The sequence below is a fragment of the Corynebacterium sp. H127 genome, assembly GCF_037482665.1.
Taxonomy (GTDB): Bacteria; Actinomycetota; Actinomycetes; order Mycobacteriales; family Mycobacteriaceae; genus Corynebacterium.
The window spans coordinates 251,794-273,706 of sequence record NZ_JBBHKY010000002.1 but is presented as its reverse complement, the minus strand read 5'-3'; the positions used below and the strand labels follow the sequence as shown (position 1 = coordinate 273,706).

Annotated in this window: 20 protein-coding genes, 1 tRNA gene and 1 rRNA gene; 14 read left to right on the top strand and 8 right to left on the bottom strand. The window is 57.9% G+C overall.

Features of this window, described 5'->3' with window-relative positions; genetic code table 11:
* Nucleotides 1-8: 8 nt before the first annotated feature.
* The 4 genes from rrf to WG936_RS03935 all read left to right on the top strand — a co-directional run bounded on the left by rrf (nucleotide 9) and on the right by WG936_RS03935 (nucleotide 2,619).
* Nucleotides 9-126 (top strand): 5S ribosomal RNA (rrf, locus tag WG936_RS03950).
* 87 nt (nucleotides 127-213) lie between these two features.
* Nucleotides 214-286, top strand: a tRNA-Ala gene (locus WG936_RS03945).
* Between the two features lie 150 nt (nucleotides 287-436).
* Nucleotides 437-1,906, top strand: a complete 1,470-nt coding sequence (locus WG936_RS03940) for an NAD-dependent succinate-semialdehyde dehydrogenase (protein WP_339572166.1) — start codon at nucleotides 437-439, stop codon at nucleotides 1,904-1,906.
* Complete coding sequence (locus WG936_RS03935) at nucleotides 1,903-2,619, top strand: CPBP family intramembrane glutamic endopeptidase (protein WP_339572165.1); 717 nt, start codon at nucleotides 1,903-1,905, stop codon at nucleotides 2,617-2,619. The genes WG936_RS03940 and WG936_RS03935 overlap by 4 nt, the downstream gene beginning before the upstream one ends.
* A 111-nt stretch (nucleotides 2,620-2,730) precedes the next feature.
* Here WG936_RS03935 and WG936_RS03930 read toward each other — a convergent pair whose 3' ends face one another.
* The 5 genes from WG936_RS03930 to WG936_RS03910 form a co-directional block, all read right to left on the bottom strand.
* The gene (locus WG936_RS03930; RefSeq protein WP_339572164.1) at nucleotides 2,731-5,283 is read right to left on the bottom strand and encodes an ABC transporter permease; all 2,553 of its coding nucleotides are present in this window, start codon (nucleotides 5,281-5,283) and stop codon (nucleotides 2,731-2,733) included.
* A gap of 3 nt (nucleotides 5,284-5,286) precedes the next feature.
* Nucleotides 5,287-6,015 carry an ABC transporter ATP-binding protein gene (locus WG936_RS03925; protein ID WP_339572163.1) on the bottom strand — a complete coding sequence of 243 codons (729 nt, stop codon included), beginning with the start codon at nucleotides 6,013-6,015 and terminating at the stop codon, nucleotides 5,287-5,289.
* 122 nt (nucleotides 6,016-6,137) lie between these two features.
* Entirely contained in the window at nucleotides 6,138-8,699 is a 2,562-nt protein-coding gene (locus WG936_RS03920) for an ABC transporter permease (RefSeq protein WP_339565119.1), read from the bottom strand.
* Between the two features lie 4 nt (nucleotides 8,700-8,703).
* Nucleotides 8,704-9,435 carry an ABC transporter ATP-binding protein gene (locus WG936_RS03915; protein WP_339565118.1) on the bottom strand — a complete coding sequence of 244 codons (732 nt, stop codon included), beginning with the start codon at nucleotides 9,433-9,435 and terminating at the stop codon, nucleotides 8,704-8,706.
* A gap of 85 nt (nucleotides 9,436-9,520) precedes the next feature.
* The gene (locus WG936_RS03910; protein ID WP_339572162.1) at nucleotides 9,521-10,552 is read right to left on the bottom strand and encodes a pseudouridine synthase; all 1,032 of its coding nucleotides are present in this window, start codon (nucleotides 10,550-10,552) and stop codon (nucleotides 9,521-9,523) included.
* Here WG936_RS03910 and WG936_RS03905 point away from each other — a divergent pair.
* The 4 genes from WG936_RS03905 to WG936_RS03890 all read left to right on the top strand — a co-directional run bounded on the left by WG936_RS03905 (nucleotide 10,488) and on the right by WG936_RS03890 (nucleotide 13,035).
* On the top strand, nucleotides 10,488-10,634 hold the full coding sequence (locus tag WG936_RS03905) for a hypothetical protein (protein WP_339565116.1): 147 nt from the start codon (nucleotides 10,488-10,490) through the stop codon (nucleotides 10,632-10,634). The genes WG936_RS03910 and WG936_RS03905 overlap by 65 nt on opposite strands.
* Nucleotides 10,635-10,864: 230 nt before the next feature.
* Nucleotides 10,865-11,767, top strand: a complete 903-nt coding sequence (locus WG936_RS03900; RefSeq protein WP_339565115.1) for a universal stress protein — start codon at nucleotides 10,865-10,867, stop codon at nucleotides 11,765-11,767.
* 204 nt (nucleotides 11,768-11,971) lie between these two features.
* Entirely contained in the window at nucleotides 11,972-12,226 is a 255-nt protein-coding gene (locus WG936_RS03895; protein ID WP_339565114.1) for a GlsB/YeaQ/YmgE family stress response membrane protein, read from the top strand.
* 161 nt (nucleotides 12,227-12,387) lie between these two features.
* Entirely contained in the window at nucleotides 12,388-13,035 is a 648-nt protein-coding gene (locus WG936_RS03890; RefSeq protein ID WP_339565113.1) for a TetR/AcrR family transcriptional regulator, read from the top strand.
* Here WG936_RS03890 and yidC read toward each other — a convergent pair.
* The gene (gene yidC / locus WG936_RS03885; protein ID WP_339572161.1) at nucleotides 13,023-14,186 is read right to left on the bottom strand and encodes a membrane protein insertase YidC; all 1,164 of its coding nucleotides are present in this window, start codon (nucleotides 14,184-14,186) and stop codon (nucleotides 13,023-13,025) included. The genes WG936_RS03890 and yidC overlap by 13 nt on opposite strands.
* A gap of 103 nt (nucleotides 14,187-14,289) precedes the next feature.
* Here yidC and WG936_RS03880 point away from each other — a divergent pair, with 103 nt between their 5' ends.
* Both WG936_RS03880 and WG936_RS03875 read left to right on the top strand, forming a co-directional pair.
* Entirely contained in the window at nucleotides 14,290-15,102 is an 813-nt protein-coding gene (locus WG936_RS03880; protein WP_339565111.1) for a class E sortase, read from the top strand.
* A gap of 3 nt (nucleotides 15,103-15,105) precedes the next feature.
* Nucleotides 15,106-15,258 (top strand): hypothetical protein, encoded by a 153-nt coding sequence (locus WG936_RS03875; RefSeq protein WP_339572160.1) that lies wholly within the window; start codon nucleotides 15,106-15,108, stop codon nucleotides 15,256-15,258.
* Between the two features lie 6 nt (nucleotides 15,259-15,264).
* On the opposite strand, the gene WG936_RS03870 is transcribed toward WG936_RS03875, so the two are convergent.
* A complete protein-coding gene (locus WG936_RS03870; protein ID WP_339572159.1) occupies nucleotides 15,265-15,831 on the bottom strand; it encodes a DUF2020 domain-containing protein in 567 nt (188 codons plus the stop codon).
* Nucleotides 15,832-15,857: 26 nt separating this feature from the next.
* Between WG936_RS03870 and WG936_RS03865 the strand changes: the two genes are divergently transcribed.
* Together WG936_RS03865 and WG936_RS03860 are read left to right on the top strand one after the other, a co-directional pair.
* A complete protein-coding gene (locus WG936_RS03865; protein ID WP_339572158.1) occupies nucleotides 15,858-17,072 on the top strand; it encodes a sensor histidine kinase in 1,215 nt (404 codons plus the stop codon).
* On the top strand, nucleotides 17,069-17,707 hold the full coding sequence (locus tag WG936_RS03860; protein ID WP_339565108.1) for a response regulator transcription factor: 639 nt from the start codon (nucleotides 17,069-17,071) through the stop codon (nucleotides 17,705-17,707). Before WG936_RS03865 ends, WG936_RS03860 begins: the two co-directional genes overlap by 4 nt.
* 3 nt (nucleotides 17,708-17,710) lie before the next feature.
* Here WG936_RS03860 and WG936_RS03855 read toward each other — a convergent pair whose 3' ends face one another.
* Nucleotides 17,711-18,031 carry a histone-like nucleoid-structuring protein Lsr2 gene (locus WG936_RS03855; protein ID WP_339565107.1) on the bottom strand — a complete coding sequence of 107 codons (321 nt, stop codon included), beginning with the start codon at nucleotides 18,029-18,031 and terminating at the stop codon, nucleotides 17,711-17,713.
* Between the two features lie 189 nt (nucleotides 18,032-18,220).
* Here WG936_RS03855 and WG936_RS03850 point away from each other — a divergent pair, with 189 nt between their 5' ends.
* Together WG936_RS03850 and WG936_RS03845 are read left to right on the top strand one after the other, a co-directional pair.
* Nucleotides 18,221-19,960, top strand: coding sequence for an alkaline phosphatase D family protein (locus tag WG936_RS03850; protein WP_339572157.1), 1,740 nt, complete (start codon nucleotides 18,221-18,223; stop codon nucleotides 19,958-19,960).
* Nucleotides 19,961-20,053: 93 nt separating this feature from the next.
* Complete coding sequence (locus WG936_RS03845; RefSeq protein ID WP_339572156.1) at nucleotides 20,054-21,913, top strand: pyruvate kinase; 1,860 nt, start codon at nucleotides 20,054-20,056, stop codon at nucleotides 21,911-21,913.

The following is a 21,913-nucleotide window of genomic DNA, read 5'->3' as shown; positions in this document are numbered from 1 at the left end:
TTGATTGTGTCGGTGGTTGTTAGCGTTGGGGAAACGCCCGGTCCCATTCCGAACCCGGAAGCTAAGCCCTTCTGCGCCGATGGTACTGCACCTGGGAGGGTGTGGGAGAGTAGGTCACCGCCGGCCTTAAAATTTAAACAAATCAAATATGTTCACGTTGAGCACGTCGCATGCCCCGGTTGTGGGGTGTGGGGCGTGTTTTTCGTGTGTTTTGGGGTATTAGCTCAATTGGTAGAGCACCTGCTTTGCAAGCAGGAGGTCAGGAGTTCGATTCTCCTATACTCCACAAAAACTGGAGAGCCGCTTAAGGGCGGGAGTGGCAACGTCGCTCCCGCCCTTAGCCATTTGGCCATCTTCGCAGGTGCATCACCAGTGTCATACCTAGCCAGGTATCTTGGGGACCAGGATCAGCATTCACAACGAGAGGACGTTTTTCATGACTGTGGACATCAAGGCTCTTGTTGCTCAAGTCCCCACCGGATTGCTTATTGATGGCGCCTGGATCGATGCCGAGGCTAATGAAACCTATGAAGTAGTTAATCCGGCAACCGAAGAGGTAATCGCATGCCTGCAGTCTGCCGGAGAGATAGATGCGAAAAGAGCACTCGACGCTGCCTGTGGAGCCCAGCAGGATTGGGCTAAAACCTCTCCGCGCGAAAGATCTGAGTTGCTGCGCAGTGCCTTCGAATTGCTTAAGGAGCGCGAAGAAGAGTTCGCTAGCCTCATGAGCCTAGAGATGGGCAAGCCGCTGGCCGAGGCTCGCGGCGAGGTCACTTATGGTGCTGAATACTTGCGTTGGTTCGCCGAGGAGGCCGTGCGCCTCTATGGTCGCACCCACACCTCCCCTGAATCTGGCTTTCCAATTCTTACCCGTCGCAAACCAGTCGGGCCCTGTTTTCTCATCACGCCGTGGAACTTCCCCCTTGCGATGGCCACCCGCAAAGTAGCGCCAGCGCTGGCGGCAGGGTGCACCGTGGTGCTCAAGTCTGCACGCCTAACTCCGCTCACCGCACAGTACTTTGGCCAGACGATGCTGGATGCGGGACTACCGAAGGGCGTACTCAATATAGTTTCTGGAAAGTCTGCCAGCACCATCAGCGCAGCGATCCTTGCGGATCCGCGCCTGCGCAAGGTGTCTTTTACCGGATCAACAGCTGTCGGAAAGAAGCTACTGGAGCAAGCTGCTGGCAACGTGCTTCGAACGTCAATGGAGCTCGGAGGGAATGCGCCTTTCATCGTCTTTGAGGATGCCGATTTAGAAAAGGCAGTTAAAGGCGCGATGGGTGCCAAGATGCGCAACATGGGCGAGGCATGCACCGCCGCGAACCGCTTCCTAGTGCACAGCTCTGTCGTGGAGGAGTTCTCCGCAAAGTTCGCTGCAGCGATTGGCGCCTTAAAGGTCGGTAACGGCTTGGATAGCGAGGTGACTAGCGGCCCTTTGATTGAGCAGGATGCGGTGGACCATGCCGCGGAGATTGTCGCCGATGCAACAGCACGTGGTGCTCAAGTGATTGTAGGCGGTTCAGTAGTTGAAGGACCTGGCTATTTCTTCGAACCGACGGTGCTGTCGAACGTGCCGCGCGATGCGCGCGCCTTTAGGGAAGAAATTTTCGGCCCCGTCGCGCCAATCTTCACCTTCGACACTGAAACAGAGGCAATCGAACTGGCTAATGACACCGAATACGGCTTGGCTTCGTATGTGTTCACCAAAGATGCTGACCGGTTGTGGCGAATGAGCGATGCCTTGGAATTCGGTCTGGTGGGCTTCAATTCAGGCGTAATTTCCAACGCAGCCGCGCCATTTGGTGGCGTGAAACAGTCTGGAATGGGCCGGGAGGGCGGTGCCGAAGGCATTGAGGAGTACACCTCCGTGCAATACATCGGCATGCACAATCCGTACGAGTGAAAGCTGTGCCAAAAGTTTGGGGGCCGGCGCTTAAGGCCATTTTGACTTTCGGAGCCATCACGGTACTTACGATGGCCTCCTTTGGTGTGGCAGCGTGGGCGCTGGACCTTGGCTGGAACGTTGTTGTTCCAGGGCTTGCCGTCTCAGCTGCGCTGGCCTACACAGTGAGTTTGTTAGCACTGTTTCGGCTCGCACGCAGCGAAGGCGTGACTGCGCTAAACCTCGGACTGGTGGCTCCCGGTAGAAAGATGTGGCACCTGTTGTGGCAGATACCGGTAGTTGTTTTCTCTGCGGCGCTGGTCCAGGGTGGGTGCTTGGCAGTATTCAATTTCATTACCGGCATGAAAGCGGATACCACGAATGATCCTGCAGCTTATGACGACTGGGCGTCCTCGGAGTCGGCGCCGCAGGCGGCTATTCTGTGCCTGTTGCTGTTCTACACCGTTTTGGTTCCTATCGTGGAAGAGCTGTGGTTCCGTGGACTGGTGTTGCATTACTTCCGCCGTCGTTATCGCGTGCTCGCAGCGGTGGCGTGGGTGGGGTTGCTCTTTGCCTTGATCCATTTTGCGTTCCCAGTTTTCCCGTTCCAATTTACGATTGGTGTGTTTTTCGGGGCGCTGCGTTTGTGGCACAAGAATCTGTGGGCACCTATCATCGCCCACGGCGTAAATAATCTCATTGCTTCGAGCGTCATCGTTGGAGCGTTGTTCTAGGCCCTGCACTGAAGAAGCAGAGGAGCCCAACTGCCGGCCGCATGAGGCGGGGCGCCGTGCCGAGGGGCCGGTGGGAAATAACCGCCACCGGCCCCAGGTTCCTAGTAGGAGCTATTCTGCAATAGCCTCCAGGGGTTGAGTACGGGCTGCACCCCGCGCTGGGAGCAGTGCGGCAATCAACCCAACTATCCCAGAGGCGAGGACCACAACCCCAACTTGCAGCCATGGGACACTGATCGTGGTGAGGCCGAGCTCGGAGAGGCACTTGATGAATGCCCAACCGAGGCCCAAGCCAACTAGCGAGCCAATTACTGCGCCGTAGAGGGCAATCACTATAGCTTCCAGATGGATCATGCGGGAGACTTGGGATCTTTGCATGCCCACGGCGCGCAGCATACCGATCTCTTGGCGGCGCTCAGATACCGAGAGCGCCAAGGTGTTCATGATGCCGAGCACCGCGATGATCACAGAGAGCGCGAGCAGTGCATAGAGCACGTTGAGCATCATGGTGATCTGTTGCCCGACGGCGCCCTTCAGATCTTCGCGGTCCTGCACTTCCGCGATCAAATCATCAGCGGTCGCGTTTTCCAGGTCGGTGCGCATCTTGGCTAGGTCTGCGCCTTCTTTGGCATCGATCATGACGTTGAGCAGCTGCAGTTGCTGTTCTGGAACGATCTTCAGCACGCTCTGCTTTGAGACCACGCCCGTGCCGATCGACATGTTCGGCTTGAAGATGCCTGTCACCGGAACATCGACCTCCTCGCCAGTGAAGGAGAAAATCTTCAGGTTATCGCCCACTGCAACCTTGTGATCTCGTGCTGCGTTTTCGTCTACGACGATGCCGTCGCGCGCACTAAGGTCGGCGCTTCCCGACGTCATTTCTATATTCATCGATGTTGAAAGATCGCCATCGATCGCGCCGTAAAAGTCCGCCATCATCGGGTTATCTGGCGCGGCACCGAGTGCGATCGGCGCGACATACAGTGGGGTGGCTAACTCGACGCCTTCTACCTTGCGCACGTTGTCCACTACGGATTGCGGCAGTGACATCGGTAGGTTTTGTGGCTTCTTGACCACGTAGTCGGCACTGAAGGAGCTATCAACCAGGTCATTGACGTTCTCCTTCATCGTCGCTCCCATCATGCCGATGGAAGATACCAGCATCAGGCCTAGCATCAGCGCGAATGCGGTGGCGGCAGTACGACGGGGGTTACGGCGCGAGTTGGTAGCCGCCAGCTTGCCGACGTTACCGAATGGCACTCCCACGAGTCGACCAATAGATCCCACAAACGGAATCGAGAGGGCGGGACCTGCGAGCCATAGTCCGAGGATCAGCGCAAACGCACCGACGCCGACGGTGATGGCGCGCGGCTGGGTGCCACCAATGCTCTCAAAGGACGCGCCGACAACTGCGGCGATGGTACCCGCAGCCATGAGCAGGACACCCACCGCAGTGCGAACCTTTAGAGAATCCGCGGAGGACTGATCGCCCGAGCGCATCGCCTGTACTGGGTGGACTCGCCCGGCTCGTCGGGCTGGGGCCCACGCTGAGAACACTGTGACTACGATGCCCACGACGAGTGGCGCAGCGATCGAGGCAGTGTCCAGCGATAGTCCAGCATCCGGCATGCCGACGCCCTGTGCTTCCATCATTGCGTAGATTGCCTTCACGATTCCTATGCCAGCAAAAATGCCAAGAATCGATCCGACGATGCCGACCACAATTGCCTCGAACACCACTGTGCGAGTGATCTGGCTACGTGCGGCGCCGAGGCTGCGCAGCAGGGCAAACTCGCGGAGGCGCTGGTTGATGATCATGCTGAAGGTGTTGGAGATGATGAAGGATCCTACGAGCAGCGCGATAGCAGCGAATGCCCAGAGGAAGTAGTTCATGAAGGCCAGCGAGTCCTTGATTGACTTGTTCATTTCGTCGGCAAGCTGTTTGCCGGTCTCGAACTTCAGCTCTGGGTATTGTGCTTCGAGGTCAGCCTGGGCAGCGGGCACGTCGCCCTTGATATCGATCGGAATGTTGGCGACGTGTTCGCCATCGGTGAAGTTGGCCAGGTACTCGGCTTCTGGGATGAGGAGGCCGATGAATCCGCCGACTGCCATCTCAGTTTCGTACAGGCCGACGATGTGGAAAGTACTGCGGTTGGTGGCGGAGACCATCGTGACCTCATCACCGATTTTGATGCCAGCTTTGTCAGCAGCAGTGATGTTGATCGCTGCCTGGCCGGACTCGGTAGGCAAGGACCCCTCTTTCAGCGTTGCTACGTTGCCGACTGCTTTCCCGTCAGCTGCCTGTGGCAACGCAATGGAAGGCGCGCCACCAGTTTGTATCATCTTCTTGTCAGGACCTGCGACAACGATCATCGGATTCTGCGCGCCTACCTCGGCGGCAACTACCTGCTGATTTTTGCGAATTTCTTCCAGAACAGACATCGGAATGCCCGCAGAAGCTTGTTCCTTCGGCGATGCTTGCAGGTCGATGGATCCGTAGGATGACTTTGAGATTTCCTCAAAACTATTGGACATGCTGGCGGAGAGCATATTGGAGCCCGCGATGAAAGCGGTGCCGAGCACTACGGCCAGCAACGTCAGCGCAAGTCGGAGTTTGTGCGCACCGAGGTTGCGCAGCGAGATTGTGCGCATTGCGTTGTTCATGGCTTAGAGGCCTTCCATGTTGCCCATGACCTGGAGAATATCCTCGGTCGTAGGGTGGTTCAGTTCCTGGACGAGCTTGCCGTCTGCCAGGAAAATCACGCGATCCGCATAGGAGGCAGCCTTGGCATCGTGAGTCACAATCACAACGGTCTGGCCCATGTCATCCACCGCAGCGCGCAGGATGTCCAGGACTTCTTTTGACGCATTCGAGTCCAGATTTCCGGTCGGTTCGTCGCCAAAGATCAGATCGGGGCGCGAAATCAGGGCGCGGGCGATGGCGACTCGCTGTTGCTGTCCACCAGAAAGCTCGGCAGGGCGGTGCTTCAAACGCTCCACCAAGCCGAGCCGATGTGTCACTTCCTCGAACCACGATGGGTCTGCGGTTCTGCCCGCAATACTGAGCGGGAGAGTGATGTTCTCCTCTGCGTTCAAGGTGGGCACGAGGTTGAAGTACTGGAAGACAAACCCGAGGCGATCGCGGCGCAGCCGAGTCAGCTCTTTGTCTTTGAGAGTGGCCAGGTCGGTCTCTCCGATGAGCGCCTGGCCTGATGTCATGGCGTCTAACCCCGCCATGCAATGCATCAGTGTTGATTTTCCGGAACCCGAAGGTCCCATGATGGCGGTGAATTGTCCTTGGGCGAACTCCACGGATACGTCGTCGAGGGCGTGTACAACGTTCGTCCCGGCGCCGTATTCCTTAACGAGGTTCACTGCTCGTGCTGCTACCTGCATGGTTACTCCTTGATTGACTTTTGCTGTGATCAATCTCAGTATCGCCCTGCGCAGCACATTAAGCAGTGCCTAGCAATAAAGATCAGTGGTAAATCAGGGGGAACCCTGACTTTTGGATAGCGCTAATCAGTAATCGCCTCCAACGGCCGCGTCGCAGCAGCCTTGTGTGCTGGCCACACGGCTGCGATGATCCCCACGACGATGGAGGCCAGCAGCATGTACGCCACCTGATCCCATGGCACGATTGCCCCAGACATGCCCTTGCCGCTGAGCACATTGATGAATGCCCAGCCGAGGCCCAACCCGATGACGGCACCGAGAAGCGCCCCATAAAACGCGATGACGGCGGACTCGATGTAGATCATGCGCCGAATCTGTCCGCGCTGCGTACCGACGGCGCGTAGCATGCCCACCTCTTGACGTCGTTCGATCACCGATAGCGCCAAAGTGTTCACGATGCCAAGGATGGCAACGATCACGGAGAGACCCAGCAGACCGTACAGAATGTTTAGCATCTGGGTGATGACGTTGGTGGTCTCACCGATGAACTCATTCTTATCCTTGACCGCAACCACTAGGAATTCTGCGGTGGCGTCGATCAGCTTGGTGCGCATCTCGGGGGTTTGCCCCTCCGCCGAGTTGACGAAGATGCTGTCGATTTGGATCGTTTGGGCGTCGGCAAGCTGGGTGGCGGTGGTGAACGAGGCCATCGCGCGCCCTAGGGTGGCGTTTTGTTCGTACACTCCCTTGACCGGTGCCTTCGCCTCCCCGCCGGCGAGAGACTTCAGGGTGACCTCATCGCCCACCTTGAGGCCGAAACTATTGGCGGTGGACTCGGCGATGAGAACGCCCGGTTCGTTCTCTGGAAGCTCCAGGGATCCGGAAATGGGGTTCGCTTTGATTGCCTTGGTGACGTCGCCACGCAGTACCTTCATATGCGGCTGCCCCATGGAGTCGCTCATGACCTGGCCATTGAGCAGGAGCGGGGCGGTGTACGTAGTGGTGACGGAGTCTACGCCTTCAACACCCGCAACCTTCTCTGGGACTTCCTTAGGCACACCGAGAGCGGAGCCTGCGGAGCCGGAAAGTACGTAGTCGGCGTTGATGGAATCATCAATCATGTCCGACATGGAGTCGCGCATCGTTGCGCCGAGCATGCCGATGGAGGACACCATCATCAGCCCCAAGGTCAGCGCGAAAGCGGTGGCCGCGGTACGTCGTGGGTTGCGCCGCGAGTTGGTGGCGGCAAGCTTGCCGACAGCGCCAAAGGGCTTGCCGACGACCCGTCCTAAGCCACCCACCAGTGGCCCTGCGAACGCCGGGCCAGCCAGCCACAGGCCAACGATGAGGAGCACTGCACCCGCGCCGATCGTGCCGGCCCGCAGCCCAACTCCACCCATGGTGTCCACGAGAGTGCCGATCAAGGTCACCATGACGCCCAACACAATGAGTATGGAACCGCCGAGTGAACGGCCAGCCAGTGAGTTGTTGCTCGACTGATCGCCGGCGCGCATCGCCTGGACAGGGTGCGTGGCGCCCGCGCGTTTCGCGGGTGCCCATGCGGACAGCACGGTAATCAGCACGCCGACGATGAGCGGCACGAGGATGGATTTGGTATCAAGACCGAGTCCGCCATCGGGCAGCTTCATGCCGCTGGCGTTCATGAGGGCGAACAGCCCCTTGACGATGCCCATGCCGGCGAAAATGCCGATCACCGAACCAATCAGGCCCACCACGACGGCCTCGAAAACAACCGAGCTGGTGATCTGCTTCCGGGCTGCGCCCACGGCGCGCAACAGTGCGAGCTCCCGCCCACGCTGGGCCACGATCATGGCGAAGGTATTGGAGATAATGAATGTGCCTACGAGCAGCGCGATACCAGCAAAGGCCCACAGGATGTAGTTGATGAAGGACAGTCCTTCTTTAACCGCCTTAGTGGTTTGCTCCACCAAGGCTTGGCCGGTGTTGAAAGTAGAACCTGGATACTCGGTTGCGAGCTGATCGCGGACGACGTTCGCATCTACACCGTCTTTCAGCGCGATGGTAACCATTTGGGCGTGGGTGCCATCAGTGAAGTGCTTGAGGAAGTCTGGCTCGGTGAAGGCAACCCCCACCTGTGAATCGTTGACGGCAGCAGAGTCAAAGATGCCGGTGATGGTCATCTCGTTCTTGCCGATCGGGGTGACGACTGTAGTTTTGTCGCCAATCTTGAGGTTGCCCTTCGACATTGCGCCGCGGTTCAGAGCAACCTCATTTTCGGTTGCCGGCTTCGTGCCTTCAGCGAGCGAGGCTCCGGTGGCGAAGTCCTGGCCAGGAGCAAGCGCGAAGGCCTGGGCTGCGGAGGCGCCTGTCTGGAGCGGTTTGCCGTCGGAGCCGGTGAGCACAACGGCGGACTGCTGCGCGGAAATATCGACGGTAGCGGTGTCCTCGCGGCCACGGATCGCGGTAACATCCGCGATCGACATGCCAAGTGGGGCATCTTTGCCGGGCATGATCACTACATCGACGTCATCAAACGCGGTGCTGAGCAGTTCGTCCATGCTACTTTGCAGGCTCGTGGTCATCATCGAGGAACCGGCGATGAAGGCGGTGCCGAGTACCACCGAGAGGATGGTGAGGAAGAGCCGAACCTTATGGGCTGCGATGTTGCGCAGAGAAATGGTGCGCATTGCGTTTTTGGCCATGCGACTAGTTGTCCTCGATTCGGGCCATCACACCGAGGATGGATTCGGTTGTGGGGTCCTGCAATTCTTCGACGAGTTTGCCGTCAGCAAGGAACACCACGCGATCCGCGTAGGAAGCAGCCTTGGGGTCGTGCGTAACGATCACCACGGTCTGCCCGAGCTCGGTGACCGAAGTGCGCAGGATATCGAGGACTTCGGCAGAGGAATTGGAATCCAGGTTGCCGGTGGGTTCGTCACCAAAAATGATGTCTGGGCGAGAAATGAGTGCGCGTGCCACGGCGACGCGCTGTTGCTGGCCACCGGACAGCTCGGCCGGACGGTGGTTCAAACGGGCAGTCAGGCCCAGTCGGCTGGTGACCTCCTCGAACCATTCCTCATCGACCTTTCGGCCTGCGATATCCACTGGCAAAGTGATGTTTTCCCGCGCGTTTAGCGTGGGCACGAGGTTGAAGGACTGGAAGACGAAGCCCAAGCGGTCACGTCGAAGCGCGGTCAGCTCTTTGTCCTTCATCTTGGAGAGCTCGGTATCTCCGATGAAAGTCAGGCCGGCGGAAGGGGCATCCAGGCCCGCCATGCAGTGCATGAGGGTGGACTTGCCGGAACCTGATGGGCCCATGATGGCGGTGAACTTACCCTTCTCAAACGTGATGGTTACGCCATCGAGTGCACGCACGGTGGCTTCGCCGGAACCGTACTGTTTGATCAGGTCTACCGCATTGGCGGCAACTTCAGCCATGGATGGGTCCTTTACTTATCTCGCCGATTAGGAACATACGTCACTCTAGTTAACTACAGACTGCTTAGCAGAGTTCCCCTAACCGCTACAACTGTGAGATGAACTGCCGTGGCTCCCCACTCAAGGGGTCCCTGAAACTCAAGCGCCTGGAAAGTAGGTGCATTGGTACACCGAAGTCTTCTGCGTCGACGGGGAGGACATCAGGGTAGATTGGGTCGCCCAGGATTGCGGATCCCGCCAAGAACATGTGTAGCCGGAGCTGGTGCGTGCGGCCGGTGAGGGGATGGAGTTCATAACGCGTGAGCGGCTCTTGGTGGCCGTGTGCGGCCTCCAGTTGGGCGTGCTCGGTGGCGTCGATAGGCGTAGTGGCATTGACTACCGTGCGTGCATTGACTGGCCCGGCGACGATCCTGGTTTTGAATTCGCCGCGCTCCTTTTCCATCCGGTGCTCCCACACTGTTCCGGGGGTGATCTCCGGGTTCGTGTGGGCAATCGCCTCGTACACCTTATCCACGGCGCGGGCCGCGAAGAGCTCCTGGTAGGCGCCGCGTATCTCCGGTTGCTTCGTCAGTACCAGCACGCCCGATGTCAGCCGGTCGAGGCGATGGGCGGGAGAAAGGTCTTGGTTGCCGGTCTGGCGACGCATCCGCACCAGCACCGACTCCGTGATGTGGCTGCCGCGCGGGAAGGTGGCCAAGAAGGGTGGCTTATCGACGACCAACAAGTGCGCATCCTCGTGGATGATCCCAATTTCATAGGGGACAGCGGGCTCGGGCGCGGGAATGCGATAAAACCAGATATCTACCCCGGCCTTCATGGCGTCCTCGGGTTGGAAGGGGATGCCACGCTGGTTGCGCACCTCGTTGTTGGCGAAGCGCTGCTGCAACGCGGCCTCATTATCCTCGGGATGTCGATGGCGCTGGGTGGAGATGAGAAATCGGAGGAACTCATAAGCGGTCATCTCGGGGGCATCGTCGGGAAAGCGGACGCGAGAAGGGTTGAGGCCGTCACGAACGGGCAGTGGTGGCCTGCGGTGTACTAGTCTGTTCCCCATGGATATCAATTCTCTCATGGCCCAGGCAGTCGAGTTCTTCAGCCACGGCATTGGCGAAATCATTGCGAATGTCATGCGCGTGTTTTATCAGGTGATGTACCCATCAAATGCTGGCGCCGCTCATCCAGTCGAGCTGCCAGCTTAAGACAAAGCTCAGTCGCCCCTGTGCTCGGGCCCGGAAGGGTCGGAGCTGCAGGGGCGTTTTGTTTCTGGGTGAAAAATTCAGTGGTGCTAACCACTGCCGAAACCGGTTCTTACGGCGTAGAATGAAGTTGAAAACAAAAACGACCCAGGACTGCGGGCACGATTATTGTTGGATTCGCGTCAGAGGTCGTGACACCAAGCGCGCAAGCGCCCTGAAGGAGAATCAGCAAAATGCCGAGAGAGAACATTGTCGTCGTTGCCGTCGATGGCTCCGATGCTTCCAAGGTTGCCGTTCGCTGGGCAGCGAACACGGCTATGAAGCGCGAAATTCCACTTCGACTGGCTTCTTCATACGCTATGCCGCAGTTTTTGTACGCAGAGGGCATGGTTCCGCCACAGGAAATCTACGATGACCTGCAGGCCGAAACCATGGAGAAGATCGAAGAGGCCCGAGCCATTGCACACGAGATGGCGCCGGACATCAAGATCGGTCACACCATCGCCGAGGGTAGCCCCATTGACCTGCTCTTAGATATGTCCAAGGACGTCACCATGATTGTCATGGGCTCCCGCGGGCTCGGCGGCCTTTCCGGCATGGTCATGGGTTCTGTCTCTGCCGCGGTGGTCAGCCACTCCGATTGCCCGGTTGTGGTTGTGCGTGAGGACAACACCGTGGACGAAAAGACTAAGTATGGCCCGATCGTCGTCGGTATTGATGGCTCCGCAGTATCGGAGAAGGCCACTCGCTACGCTTTTGCTGAGGCCTCGGCGCGCGGTGCTGAATTGCACGCTGTGCACACCTGGATGGATATGCAGGTGCAGGCTTCCCTTGCTGGTCTGGCAGCAGCGCAGCAGCAATGGCAGGTAGTGGAGGAGGAGCAACACGCACTGCTTTCGGAGCGCTTGGCCGGATACCAGTCTGAGTTCCCCGAGGTCGTGGTGAAGAAGATCGTGACTCGCGATCGCCCGGTTCGTGCATTGTGCGATGCCTCGGAAGGCGCGCAGCTGTTGGTCGTAGGCTCCCACGGTCGCGGTGGCTTTAAGGGAATGCTGCTCGGTTCCACCTCGCGTGCCCTGCTGCAGTCTGCTCCTTGCCCGATGATGGTTGTTCGCCCTACCAGCGAAGACGCCTAAGCGCGAAGCACGTTTCAGCAAGACCCGCCCTCCGGTCTGAATGTGGAAGGCGGGTCTTTTACGTCCAAGAACTACGGTTACGGCTCTATAACGGCATGGTGACGGATTGGGTAGCACTAGTGCTCAAATGTGGCTGTTTGGCCGAAAAGCGCATACCGTAGTGAATGTAAGTTGACGGTTAAACATTTTAAGGAGAATAAGACAATGGGTTTCATCGCATGGATCATCATCGGCGGCATTGCAGGCTGGATCGCATCTAAGATCATGGGCACCGATGCTCAGCAGGGCATCTTCCTTAACATCATCGTCGGCGTAATTGGCGGCTTGCTTGGTGGCTGGATGCTCGGCTTGTTCGGCATGTCTATGGAAGGCTCCGGGCTCATTATGAGCTTCCTGACCTGCTTGGTAGGTGCTTGTATCTTGCTGTTCTTGGTCGGACTGGTTACCAAGCGCAAGTAAGTTAGCGCTAAAGGTCTACATCTAGCTGGGTCCCCTTGTGGGGCCCAGCTTTTTGTGTCTTCGGGCTGCGTTATGTTAGCTAAGTGGACAGAACTTAAAACGAACCAGTCTGTTCGTATAAACTCGGCAGAGACGTAATCAGTAGAAAGGACTGTATAGCGATGGCGGCTGACTCACCTGCGCAGCAGGCAGCACCAAAATCAAAAGCATCCTCTCGGCGCAAGGGGCGTCCGAGCCCCCGGGAGCGTTTGCTCACCAGCGCCACTGAACTGTTCACCACCGAGGGCATCCGAGTGATCGGTATTGACCGAATCCTGCGGGAGGCGGACGTGGCTAAGGCGTCGCTCTACTCTCTGTTCGGTTCCAAGGATGCGCTGGTCGTAGCCTATGTGGAACAGCTTGATGCCGCATGGCGGGCAGAGTGGTCGGAGCGCACGGCGGGAATGTCCTCACCGAAAGACAAGATCCTGGCGTTTTTTGACCAATGCATTGAGGCGGAGCCAAAGCAGAACTTCCGTGGCTCGCACTTTCTCAACGCGGCCACTGAGTATCCACGTGCGGAGACGGACACCGAGAAGAAGATTGTGGCTGCAGCCATGGAACATCGCCGCTGGTGCCACGCCACGCTTTCGCAGCTACTGACTCAGCTCAACGGCTTTCCGGGCGATACATTAGCGGACCAGATCCTCATCTTCCTGGAGGGAGGCCTGGTGGGCAGTACGTTGACGCTCTCCGTGGAACCGCTGCGTACTGGCCGCAACCTCGCCGATGAGCTGATTTCTGCGCCACCGGCGGACTACTCCATCTGATCCTCGTCTGATTGATTCTTGGGAGCCTTGGCTCTTTTTGCCGCCAACCGCGCTTCTCGACGCTCCTTTGCCTGCTGACGTTGGGCCTTCCGGCGCAGCTCGGCGTTGTTCTTCTTTTCTGCATTGAGCGCGAGCTTTGCTTCGCGGCGCTCCGCTTTCGCGCCGATAATTGTCTTGTAGTGCTCGCCAATCTTGTGCGGCTGCAACAGCATCAGTGCGCGATGCTTGTTGATGAATCGCTTGTGTCGCTTCTTTTCCGCCTTCTTCACCTTGTATGCCGCCTTGGTTTCCTCCCGGTAGGCGAGGAACTCCGGTGTGAGGGGATTCTTGCGTTCTAGCAGGTAGGTCATGATGAAGAATTGGGACATGGTCCACAGGTTCCCGCCGAACCAATAGAGCATGATTGCAAGTGGAAGCGGGGCGGTGAAAGCTGAGCTCAACAGCATGATTGGGACGAGGACGACAAAAGCTCCCAGCATTTTGGTCAGCCAAACGCCAAAGGACTGGCTCCAATCCAAGGTGCGGTAACCACGCCAGGTGGAAAATGCCATGTTCACGCTGGTAAACAAACAAGTTGCGAGCACCAAGGGAGTAATAACTCCGACAGTCATCTCCTTTGTTGTCCCTAGCTCAGCAAGCTTCTCTGTTGACATCGCGATGTATGCCGGTAGCGGCACATCGAGGAAACGAACTTGCAGGAATTCGCTCACATCGGTTGGTGTTAAGAAGCCGATCGCGCGGTGCGCAGCGTCGAGGCCTTCCGCGGGGCGGGCCATGCGTAGGAGCACTTGGTACAGTCCGAGGAATACCGGGATCTGGATCAAGGCCGGCACACAACCAGCCATCGGGCTGTAGGAGTTCTCTTTGTGCAGGTCTTTGCGCTGCTGTTGGTGCCACGAGTAAGCATCTGCGTCGGTGCGGGACTCGTATTCCTCCTGCAATTCCCGGTACTTCGGGCGAAGGAGTTGTGCTACTCGCCCATTGTTCATCTGGATCCAGGTTGTTGGGGCGATGATGGAACGCACAGTGACAACCAAGGCGAAGATTGATAGAAGCCAGGACAAAGCCGGGTCGACACCAAGCAGTGAGTGCAGCAAGTAATGCCAAAACTTCATGATCGCCGAAACCGGGTAAATCATAAATTCGATCATGGGTGGGCTTTCACTAGGGGGATATTTCAACCGAATCAACTCTAGTGCACGAGCAAGGAAAGGAAATAGCCAACACAGATGCGAAGTGGATAGGATTGTCGGCATGAACGCAGCACGGCATTCGGGCAGCACAACGGCTACTTCTACGCAGCGGAAGGTTTCTGCCGTGCAGGTAGTCGGTGAGCTCTTCATCACCATCAGCCTGTTGCTGTTCTCCTTTGCCTTTTATGAGGCGTACTGGACGAATGTGGAAGCCGGCAAGAATCAAGACGCGGCAGCCCAACAGTTGGAATCAGAATGGAAAAAGAACCCGCGAGAAAAGAAAGTGCCGGAGCTGGGTGAAGCATTCGCCCGCATGTACATTCCGGCCTTCGGCTCGGATTTTCAATTCGCCATAGTTGAGGGCACTAGCGACGCAGATCTCCTCACTGGCCCCGGTCATTACGAGGAATCTCAGCTGCCTGGGGAGCCTGGGAACTTCGCCGTCGCGGGTCACCGCGTAGGCAAGGGAGCGCCGTTTAATGACCTCGGCCAGTTGCAGGAGTGCGACGCTATCGTCGTCGAGACGCGCACTGACTGGCACATCTATCGCGTCCTGCCGATTGATGCCAGCGGTGCTACGCGCCGGGCCGAAGCGGCCTCGTGTTTTGACCAGCAGCACGTCGCGGAGCTCAGCGAAGGTCGCTACCAGGGGGTTGCGGGTCGGCATATTACTGTTCCCGGCGACTATGCGGTGGTCCAACCGGTCCCTGGGCAGGACACGGCTGCATCGGCCCCTGGGGTGGGATCACTCATGACGATGACTACCTGTCACCCGCAGTTCTCCAACGCGGAGCGCATGATTGTCCATGCGATGCTCGTGCGTTCGGAGCCGAAGACCGGGGACAATCGTCCCGCAGAATTCAAGGAAGGCTAGCTCATGTATGGATACCTGTGGCGTCACCTGCCGGGGCCACTGCCGGTGAAAATATTGATCGCGGTGGCGATCGTGGTCGGCATCTTCTTCTTGCTGATGGAAGTGGTGTTTCCGCAGGTATCAGACTTGATGCCCTATCAAGAAGTAGCAGTGTAGTGGGTGCTACAGCCCGAGGTTCTTGATTACTTCTTTAGCAACCAGTTCTGCTTTGAACGATTGATCCTGATTACTGATGGTCACCACTGCAGTATTGCCACGATAGACGGCATAGAGAGACCGGCCGGGGGAGCCCATCCTGCCGCCGGTCCAGCCCGCTGGTTCCTCAGCTGGTTCGGTGCTTGCGATGGGCGCGGCCCAATTCACTACCTCTTCAGCTTCCGCCTCGGTGGACATCCGGCGCACTAAAACGGTCAGTTGTGGCTCCTCAGCATAGGACCAAAAGACACAGGCTGGAGTATCAAAGCGTTCGTCAATGCCTGCTCCCAGTACGCGTTGCCCGTTGGTGTCTGCGACCCACTGGGAGTCAAGATAAGGGCATTCCTGAAGCTGCTGCCGGCCACCGATTACTTCGGGAAGGGCGCTGGGAGGCAGGCCCTGGTCAGAGCTCGCAAGCGGTGCGCCGCTTTGCGCCACAGGTGAATTCGCGATTTCACCCTTCCCGCCCTCGACATTGCCAGCGCAAGCGCTGAGAAAGGTGAGCATGACAAGACTGAACACGAGGCGCTTCATAGTGTTAAGCCTAAAGTAGTTAAGTGATGGATACGGAACTTATCCCTGAGGGCGGTATGCCTGGGGCGGAAACTTTAAGGCGCAGCGTCGACTTTGTGCTGGGCACCCTCCTGGTCATGGCTGGGGCAATCGTCATCACGGAGGGCTCCGAGCAGCCCTATCTCGTGCTGGGGTTACTCTTTGGCTTCGCTGCGCTCTACTATTGGGGATCCTTTTTCCTCGACCCTGCCGCTACCTGGTCCATATTCGTGTGGCTCCTGGTGCTCACACTGCTTTGGGTGGTGCTGTTGCCCATTGAGCCACTCGCTGTGTACCTGGTGTTCCCGATGTTCTTCCTCTACTTGAACGCCTTTCCCGACTATCGGGGTGTCACTGCGGTAGTGGGAGCCACTTTGGTGGCGATCTTCGCCCAGTGGCCGCTTCTCACCCCAGGCACAGTGGTGGGGCCGACGTTGGCTGCGCTGGTCACCATCGCAATTTTCTTCTCCTTTCGACGGATGTGGCTGGCCCACATGGAGCGGGAGCAGCTGTTCCGTGAGCTCTTGCAGACCCGGCATCAGCTGGCTGCCACGGAGCGCGAGGCTGGCATGGTTGCGGAACGTCAACGCATCGCGCATGAGATTCATGACACCCTTGCCCAGGGCCTGTCGAGCATTCAAATGTTGCTCCATGTAGCGGAGCAGGAGGTGAACTCTGGGGCGAGTGGGAACGCCATCAGGCATATCGAATTGGCGCGTGGCACGGCAGCGGAGAATCTCTCTGAGGCGCGGGCCATGATCGCGGCGCTGCAACCAGCGAGCCTGACGGAAAGCTCCCTCGAGAACGCGCTGCAAAGAATTGCCGAGTCCTGCAGCATCCCCGAGGTAGCGGTCACTCTGGAGGGGGCGGTGCAGCCACTACCGATGCGGGTGGAGGCTACGCTGTTGCGGATCGCACAAGGAGCAATGGGGAACGTGGCAAAGCATTCTCAGGCAACGCGAGCGAAGCTGACGCTGACGTATGAGCCGGATGAAGTCCGCCTTGACGTAGTGGACCATGGGGTGGGTTTCGTGCCGGCAGACGTTGCGGCTCGCCCTGCCGGATTAGGGCATATTGGTCTCGATGCGATGCGCTCACGGGCCAAAGAAGTGGGCGGGACGCTATCGGTGGAATCCGAACCCGGTCTTGGCACGGCGGTGAGTGTGGCGATTCCGATTCGCTCGGTAGACTCAAACAAGGCTGACTTGAAGGGATCCGAATGATTCGCATTTTGCTTGCCGACGACCATGAGATCGTCCGCCTAGGCCTGCGTGCCGTACTCGAGGCCGAACCTGACATCACCATCGTTGGGGAAGCTGCAACCGCTGATGATGCCATTGCCGCTGCTCAGGCAGGGGGGATTGACCTGATTTTGATGGACTTGCGCTTCGGTGCCGGGGAAACAGGGCGAAAAGTGGCTACCGGTGCGGACGCGACGGCGGAGATTCGTCGGACGGTGCCAAACCCACCCCATGTGCTGATGGTGACGAACTATGACACCGATGCTGACATTCTCGGCGCGATTGAGGCTGGCGCTGTGGGCTATCTGCTGAAAGACGCCCCACCGAAAGAACTGATTGCGGCGGTTCGCTCTGCGTCCTGCGGTGATACTGCGATGTCGGCGGTGGTAGCGGATCGCCTGTTGATTCGCGAGGAGGCACCACAGGGCGCGCTCACGCCACGCGAGTTGCAGGTCCTCACGCTGGTCGCCGAGGGGCATTCCAACCGTGTCATCGGTTTTGACCTGGAGCTTTCGGAGGCAACGGTGAAGTCTCACCTAGTGCACATCTACGACAAGCTGGGGGTTCGCTCGCGGACCTCCGCTGTGGCAGCGGCCCGCGAACTGGGATATCTCTAGGTTTTAGTGCGCGGCGAGGTACTTCTCAATGATGTCATTGGCGAGCTTGCCGCGCGCCGCTACCTCAATGCCTTGGGACTGCGCCCACTCGCGAACCGCCTTGGGATCTGGATTGTTAGCGGTTTTGCGGGCCGTATTCGTGTCCTTTCGGGCGACCTCGATAAACGGTGCTAACGCTGCGTGGAAGGTCTTCGCATTCTGCTCCGAAAGATCCATAATGTAGCTATTACCGTTTACAGAAAACTTGATAACATTTACCTCGTCCTTGGTGAGAGGGGAGTTATCTAAATCATCAAAAAACTGAATTACTTCACGACGTGCCATGATGTTCTCCTTTAATGGTGGTAAATACGTTCCAATAATAAACCTAATTAAAGTATATTTCAAGATTGGTTTTGTTTGCGTTCGGGGGGTTCGAGGCTGGAAAACTCGCAGTGAACGAGGCGTGAAATCTTGTCAACAATGCGGCCTAGCGGTCGCGACCATTAGGCGAAGCGACCATGATCTCTAGATATGGCGATCCTGAAGAGCGCAATTGCGCGTGCAGTGGGGCTGGAATCGCGGTTATCTCGAAGAAGCTTTTTGTGGGGCGCGCTAGGCGTTAGCACGCTGACTTTGCTGCCCGGTTCCCTCAATACCGCCTACGCAGGGAACTTCGCCGAACTCATTGATCTTGACCTACAGCAGCGACATGAACCTAACCCACTGAATCCTGCAGAGTTTCGACCATTTCTACACGGAGTCGCCTCAGGGGATCCACTGCCTAACAGCGTGGTGTTATGGACGCGCGCGACGCCGTCCCTAGAGGCGGTCCCAGGCTCTGGCAAGGGGGAGCCAGTTAAAGTGCGCTGGGAAGTTGCACTTGACTTTGAATTCGCCGATATTGTTTCTTCGGGTGTGGAAATTGCGGAGGCGAAACACGATCACACTGTTCATGTAGATCCGTGGAATTTGCAGCCAGCAACCGAATACTTCTATCGATTTCGAATTGAGGGCGGTGATTTCGATGGGACTTACTCCAGAATTGGTCGCACAAAAACAGCTCCCGCCCCAGAAGACACCCCAACGGAATTGAATGTGGCGGTATGCTCGTGCGCCAACTTTGAATCTGGCTATTTCTCTGCCTATTCGGATATCGCACATCGCGCGGCGGATAATGCCATCGATGTGGTTGTCCATTTAGGGGATTACATTTATGAATATGCCTCTGGTTCTCATGCCGGTAAGTATGGCGTAGTCCGGAGCCATGAACCGACCTGGGAGATCGTGAGCTTGGCGGACTATCGCACTCGCTACGGCCGCTACCGGCGGGACACTGAACTTCAAGCAGCCCACGCAGCCGCGCCTTGGGTAGTGATGTGGGACGATCATGAGATTGCGAACAATGCCTGGGAGCATGGCGCGCCGGGGCATACCGGTTGGAATGGGGACTGGCAGCTGCGCCGGGCTGCGGCAATGCAGGCGTATTTGGAATGGCTGCCGGTGCGGGGGCAGGCGCCGTCGCAAGGCGGGCACATCTACCGCTCCTTGCGTTTTGGCACTCTGGCAGAGCTGACAATGCTCGATTTGCGTAGCTATCGTGACCGTCCCGAGAAGCTCAACATCAAGCGGTCCTTGTCCGAAGAGCGCACCATCATGGGGGCTGAACAATTCGCGTGGCTGCAAAGGAAGCTGGAGAACCCCCAAACTACGTGGAATGTGGTGGGCACCTCCGTGATGCTCACTCCGATCAGCCTGCTCGAAATGGATTCGACGATTGGAAATGCGGTGCAGAACCTGATCGGGGAGGGTTGTGAAGGGGTTCCGTATAACCTCGACCAGTGGGACGGCTATGTGGCCGACCGGCGGCGGTTGTTCCAGTCCCTGCATCGCCGTAAAACCGAGCACCCGGATGTCAGCACCGTTTTTCTGGCGGGCGACATCCACTCCGAGTGGGCAGCGGAGTTGGAGTATGAGGGGGTGCGAGTCGGCGCTGAGCTCGTGTGCACTTCCGTGTCCGCCGCGAACATTGACGATGGACTCGGCGTGCCAGCGAACTCCCCCGTGAGTACTGAGGCGGAAGCTCACCTGCTGCGCACCAATCCCCACGTCAAACATGTGGACTTAGATGCGCACGGATACAGCTTGGTGCGAATCACCGCCACACAGGTCAGTATGCGTTTCATGCGAGTAGATGATGTGACAGTTGCTGGATCGGCGATCCGCCCGGCTGGAACCGCGCTTTTCGACGGCCACGGCGTTCGCCACGAATGAGTCAAAGCTGTCTCGTGCTGCCAAACCGCGCGGTTCAGGGCAGAATAATTGGTATTAAGTTTTAACAGCTACAGCAGTGTTGGGAAGTTTTAAATGGCTAAGAAGCAGCTAGTACCGGAAATTGATTCTTTGCTGCAGGGAATCAGCGAATGCGCCGAGCATCGAAAGGCGGAGATCGACCGGGTAGCGCCAACCCACGCTGAAGGTGCCCGCAACCTCGTGCACTACAAGTACCTGCGTTCCCAGGATCTGCGACGGCTACAAGCGCACTTGTCGGACTTAGGAGTTACTCGCATGTCCACCATTGAGGTGGGGGTGAAGGCCAAGCTGGAGGCGGCTCGCAATGTGGTCGGCATGCTGGAAGGCAGCGGAGCGCCCTATGACTTTCAGACGATCGCCGATAGTTTCGCTCGTGCCGACGAAATCCTGGAAGAGCACACGGAACGCCTACTGGGCCCTACCGATGAGAACACACCCTCTCGCATCATGGTGACCCTGCCGACGGAGGCAGCGGAGGACTTTGACATGGTCGCTTCCTTTGTTGACTCCGGCATGGACATTGCGCGCATCAACTGTGCTCATGACGGACCCGAGGTGTGGCAGCGCATGATCGCGAATGTTCACCGTGCTGGGGCAGCCGCAGGACGTGAAGTACGCGTCAATATGGACCTGGCGGGACCTAAGATCCGCACGGGAGAAATCGCGCCGGGCCCTGCTGTGGGGCGAGCTCGAGTTACCCGTGATGATGCCGGCAAGGTGCTCTGCAAGTCCAAACTGTGGCTAACCGCAGTGGGTGAGGATGGGCCGGAGGCGCCAGAATTCGAGGGGCGTCCGGCGCTGCCCGTGCAGGTGGCGAAGGAATGGCTGGAAGGCCTGCAGGTAGACAGCATCATTTCCTTGCATGACAGCCGGGGCTCTAAGCGGGAGTTTCAGGTCGTCGAGAAGCGAGAGGGTGCGGTTTTAGCTGAAGGGGATCGGAACGCCTACATCGCTGAGGGGACGCTGCTCGAATGCGACTATGAGCGTGCGCGTGCCCACGGGATTCCTCATGTGGTGCAGGCGCTGCGAATGCATGTCGGGGACAAACTGGCTCTGACCAGTGAAGATGTAGTGTGCGAGATCGCGCCCGGCAAAATCTCCACGATTTCCTGCAGCCTGCCAGAAGCCGTCGCTGCGCTGGAGGTCGGGCACAATGTGCTTTTCGACGACGGTTCCATTGCTGCCGTAGTGGTAGAGCGTAGGCAAAGCCCGAACGGCGGCCAGGAAGCAGTCTTGGAGATCACTCGGGCCAAAGAGGGCGGCGTGAAACTGGCAGCTCACAAGGGCATCAACCTGCCGGATACGCAGCTGTCGTTGCCGAGCATCACCGCCGAGGATGAAGAACACCTTGAGTTTGTGGCCCGACATGGTGACATCGCGGCTATTTCTTTCATCCGCAGCGTCGCGGACGTGCATTACTTGTGGAAGGTAATGGATCGTCTTGCCAACAAGTTCGATGAGGAGTCCCCGGAACTGGGGGAGCGGGTTCGTCAGCTGGGTGTGGTCTTGAAGATTGAGACAGTACCGGCCTTCGAGAACATTTCTGAAATCCTGTTGGAAGGGATGCGCCATCCGAACTTCGGAATCATGATTGCGCGCGGAGACCTTGCGGTTGAACTGGGATTCGACCGCATGACTGAGGTGCCTGGGCAGCTCATGGTGATCGCCGAAGCTGCGCATATCCCGGTGATCGTGGGTACGCAGATCTTGGAAAATATGGCGAAGAATGGGCTGCCGTCCCGCGCGGAGATGACCGACGCTGCGTTCGCGTTGCGGGCGGAGTCCGTGATGCTGAACAAGGGGCCGCACATCACTGATGCGATCGAGATCCTGAATAAACTCAGCCGCCGTCTGGGACGCTCACAGCGTAAGAACCGGATGCTGCTGCGCCACATCCATTCCTGGGACGACTAA

Bases quoted from the DNA above. Each gene is read 5' to 3' on its own strand.
- WG936_RS03905 (WP_339565116.1), top strand. From the start codon at position 10,488: ATGGATATCAATTCTCTCATGGCCCAGGCAGTCGAGTTCTTCAGCCAC.
- WG936_RS03875 (WP_339572160.1), top strand. From the start codon at position 15,106: ATGTATGGATACCTGTGGCGTCACCTGCCGGGGCCACTGCCGGTGAAA.
- yidC (WP_339572161.1), bottom strand. From the start codon at position 14,186: ATGATCGAATTTATGATTTACCCGGTTTCGGCGATCATGAAGTTTTGG.
- WG936_RS03915 (WP_339565118.1), bottom strand. From the start codon at position 9,435: ATGGCTGAAGTTGCCGCCAATGCGGTAGACCTGATCAAACAGTACGGT.
- WG936_RS03850 (WP_339572157.1), top strand. From the start codon at position 18,221: ATGGCGATCCTGAAGAGCGCAATTGCGCGTGCAGTGGGGCTGGAATCG.
- WG936_RS03890 (WP_339565113.1), top strand. From the start codon at position 12,388: ATGGCGGCTGACTCACCTGCGCAGCAGGCAGCACCAAAATCAAAAGCA.
- WG936_RS03900 (WP_339565115.1), top strand. From the start codon at position 10,865: ATGCCGAGAGAGAACATTGTCGTCGTTGCCGTCGATGGCTCCGATGCT.
- WG936_RS03925 (WP_339572163.1), bottom strand. From the start codon at position 6,015: ATGCAGGTAGCAGCACGAGCAGTGAACCTCGTTAAGGAATACGGCGCC.
- WG936_RS03910 (WP_339572162.1), bottom strand. From the start codon at position 10,552: ATGATTTCGCCAATGCCGTGGCTGAAGAACTCGACTGCCTGGGCCATG.
- WG936_RS03895 (WP_339565114.1), top strand. From the start codon at position 11,972: ATGGGTTTCATCGCATGGATCATCATCGGCGGCATTGCAGGCTGGATC.
- WG936_RS03880 (WP_339565111.1), top strand. From the start codon at position 14,290: ATGAACGCAGCACGGCATTCGGGCAGCACAACGGCTACTTCTACGCAG.
- WG936_RS03930 (WP_339572164.1), bottom strand. From the start codon at position 5,283: ATGAACAACGCAATGCGCACAATCTCGCTGCGCAACCTCGGTGCGCAC.
- WG936_RS03865 (WP_339572158.1), top strand. From the start codon at position 15,858: ATGGATACGGAACTTATCCCTGAGGGCGGTATGCCTGGGGCGGAAACT.
- WG936_RS03845 (WP_339572156.1), top strand. From the start codon at position 20,054: ATGGCTAAGAAGCAGCTAGTACCGGAAATTGATTCTTTGCTGCAGGGA.
- WG936_RS03855 (WP_339565107.1), bottom strand. From the start codon at position 18,031: ATGGCACGTCGTGAAGTAATTCAGTTTTTTGATGATTTAGATAACTCC.
- WG936_RS03870 (WP_339572159.1), bottom strand. From the start codon at position 15,831: ATGAAGCGCCTCGTGTTCAGTCTTGTCATGCTCACCTTTCTCAGCGCT.
- WG936_RS03940 (WP_339572166.1), top strand. From the start codon at position 437: ATGACTGTGGACATCAAGGCTCTTGTTGCTCAAGTCCCCACCGGATTG.
- WG936_RS03920 (WP_339565119.1), bottom strand. From the start codon at position 8,699: ATGGCCAAAAACGCAATGCGCACCATTTCTCTGCGCAACATCGCAGCC.
- WG936_RS03860 (WP_339565108.1), top strand. From the start codon at position 17,069: ATGATTCGCATTTTGCTTGCCGACGACCATGAGATCGTCCGCCTAGGC.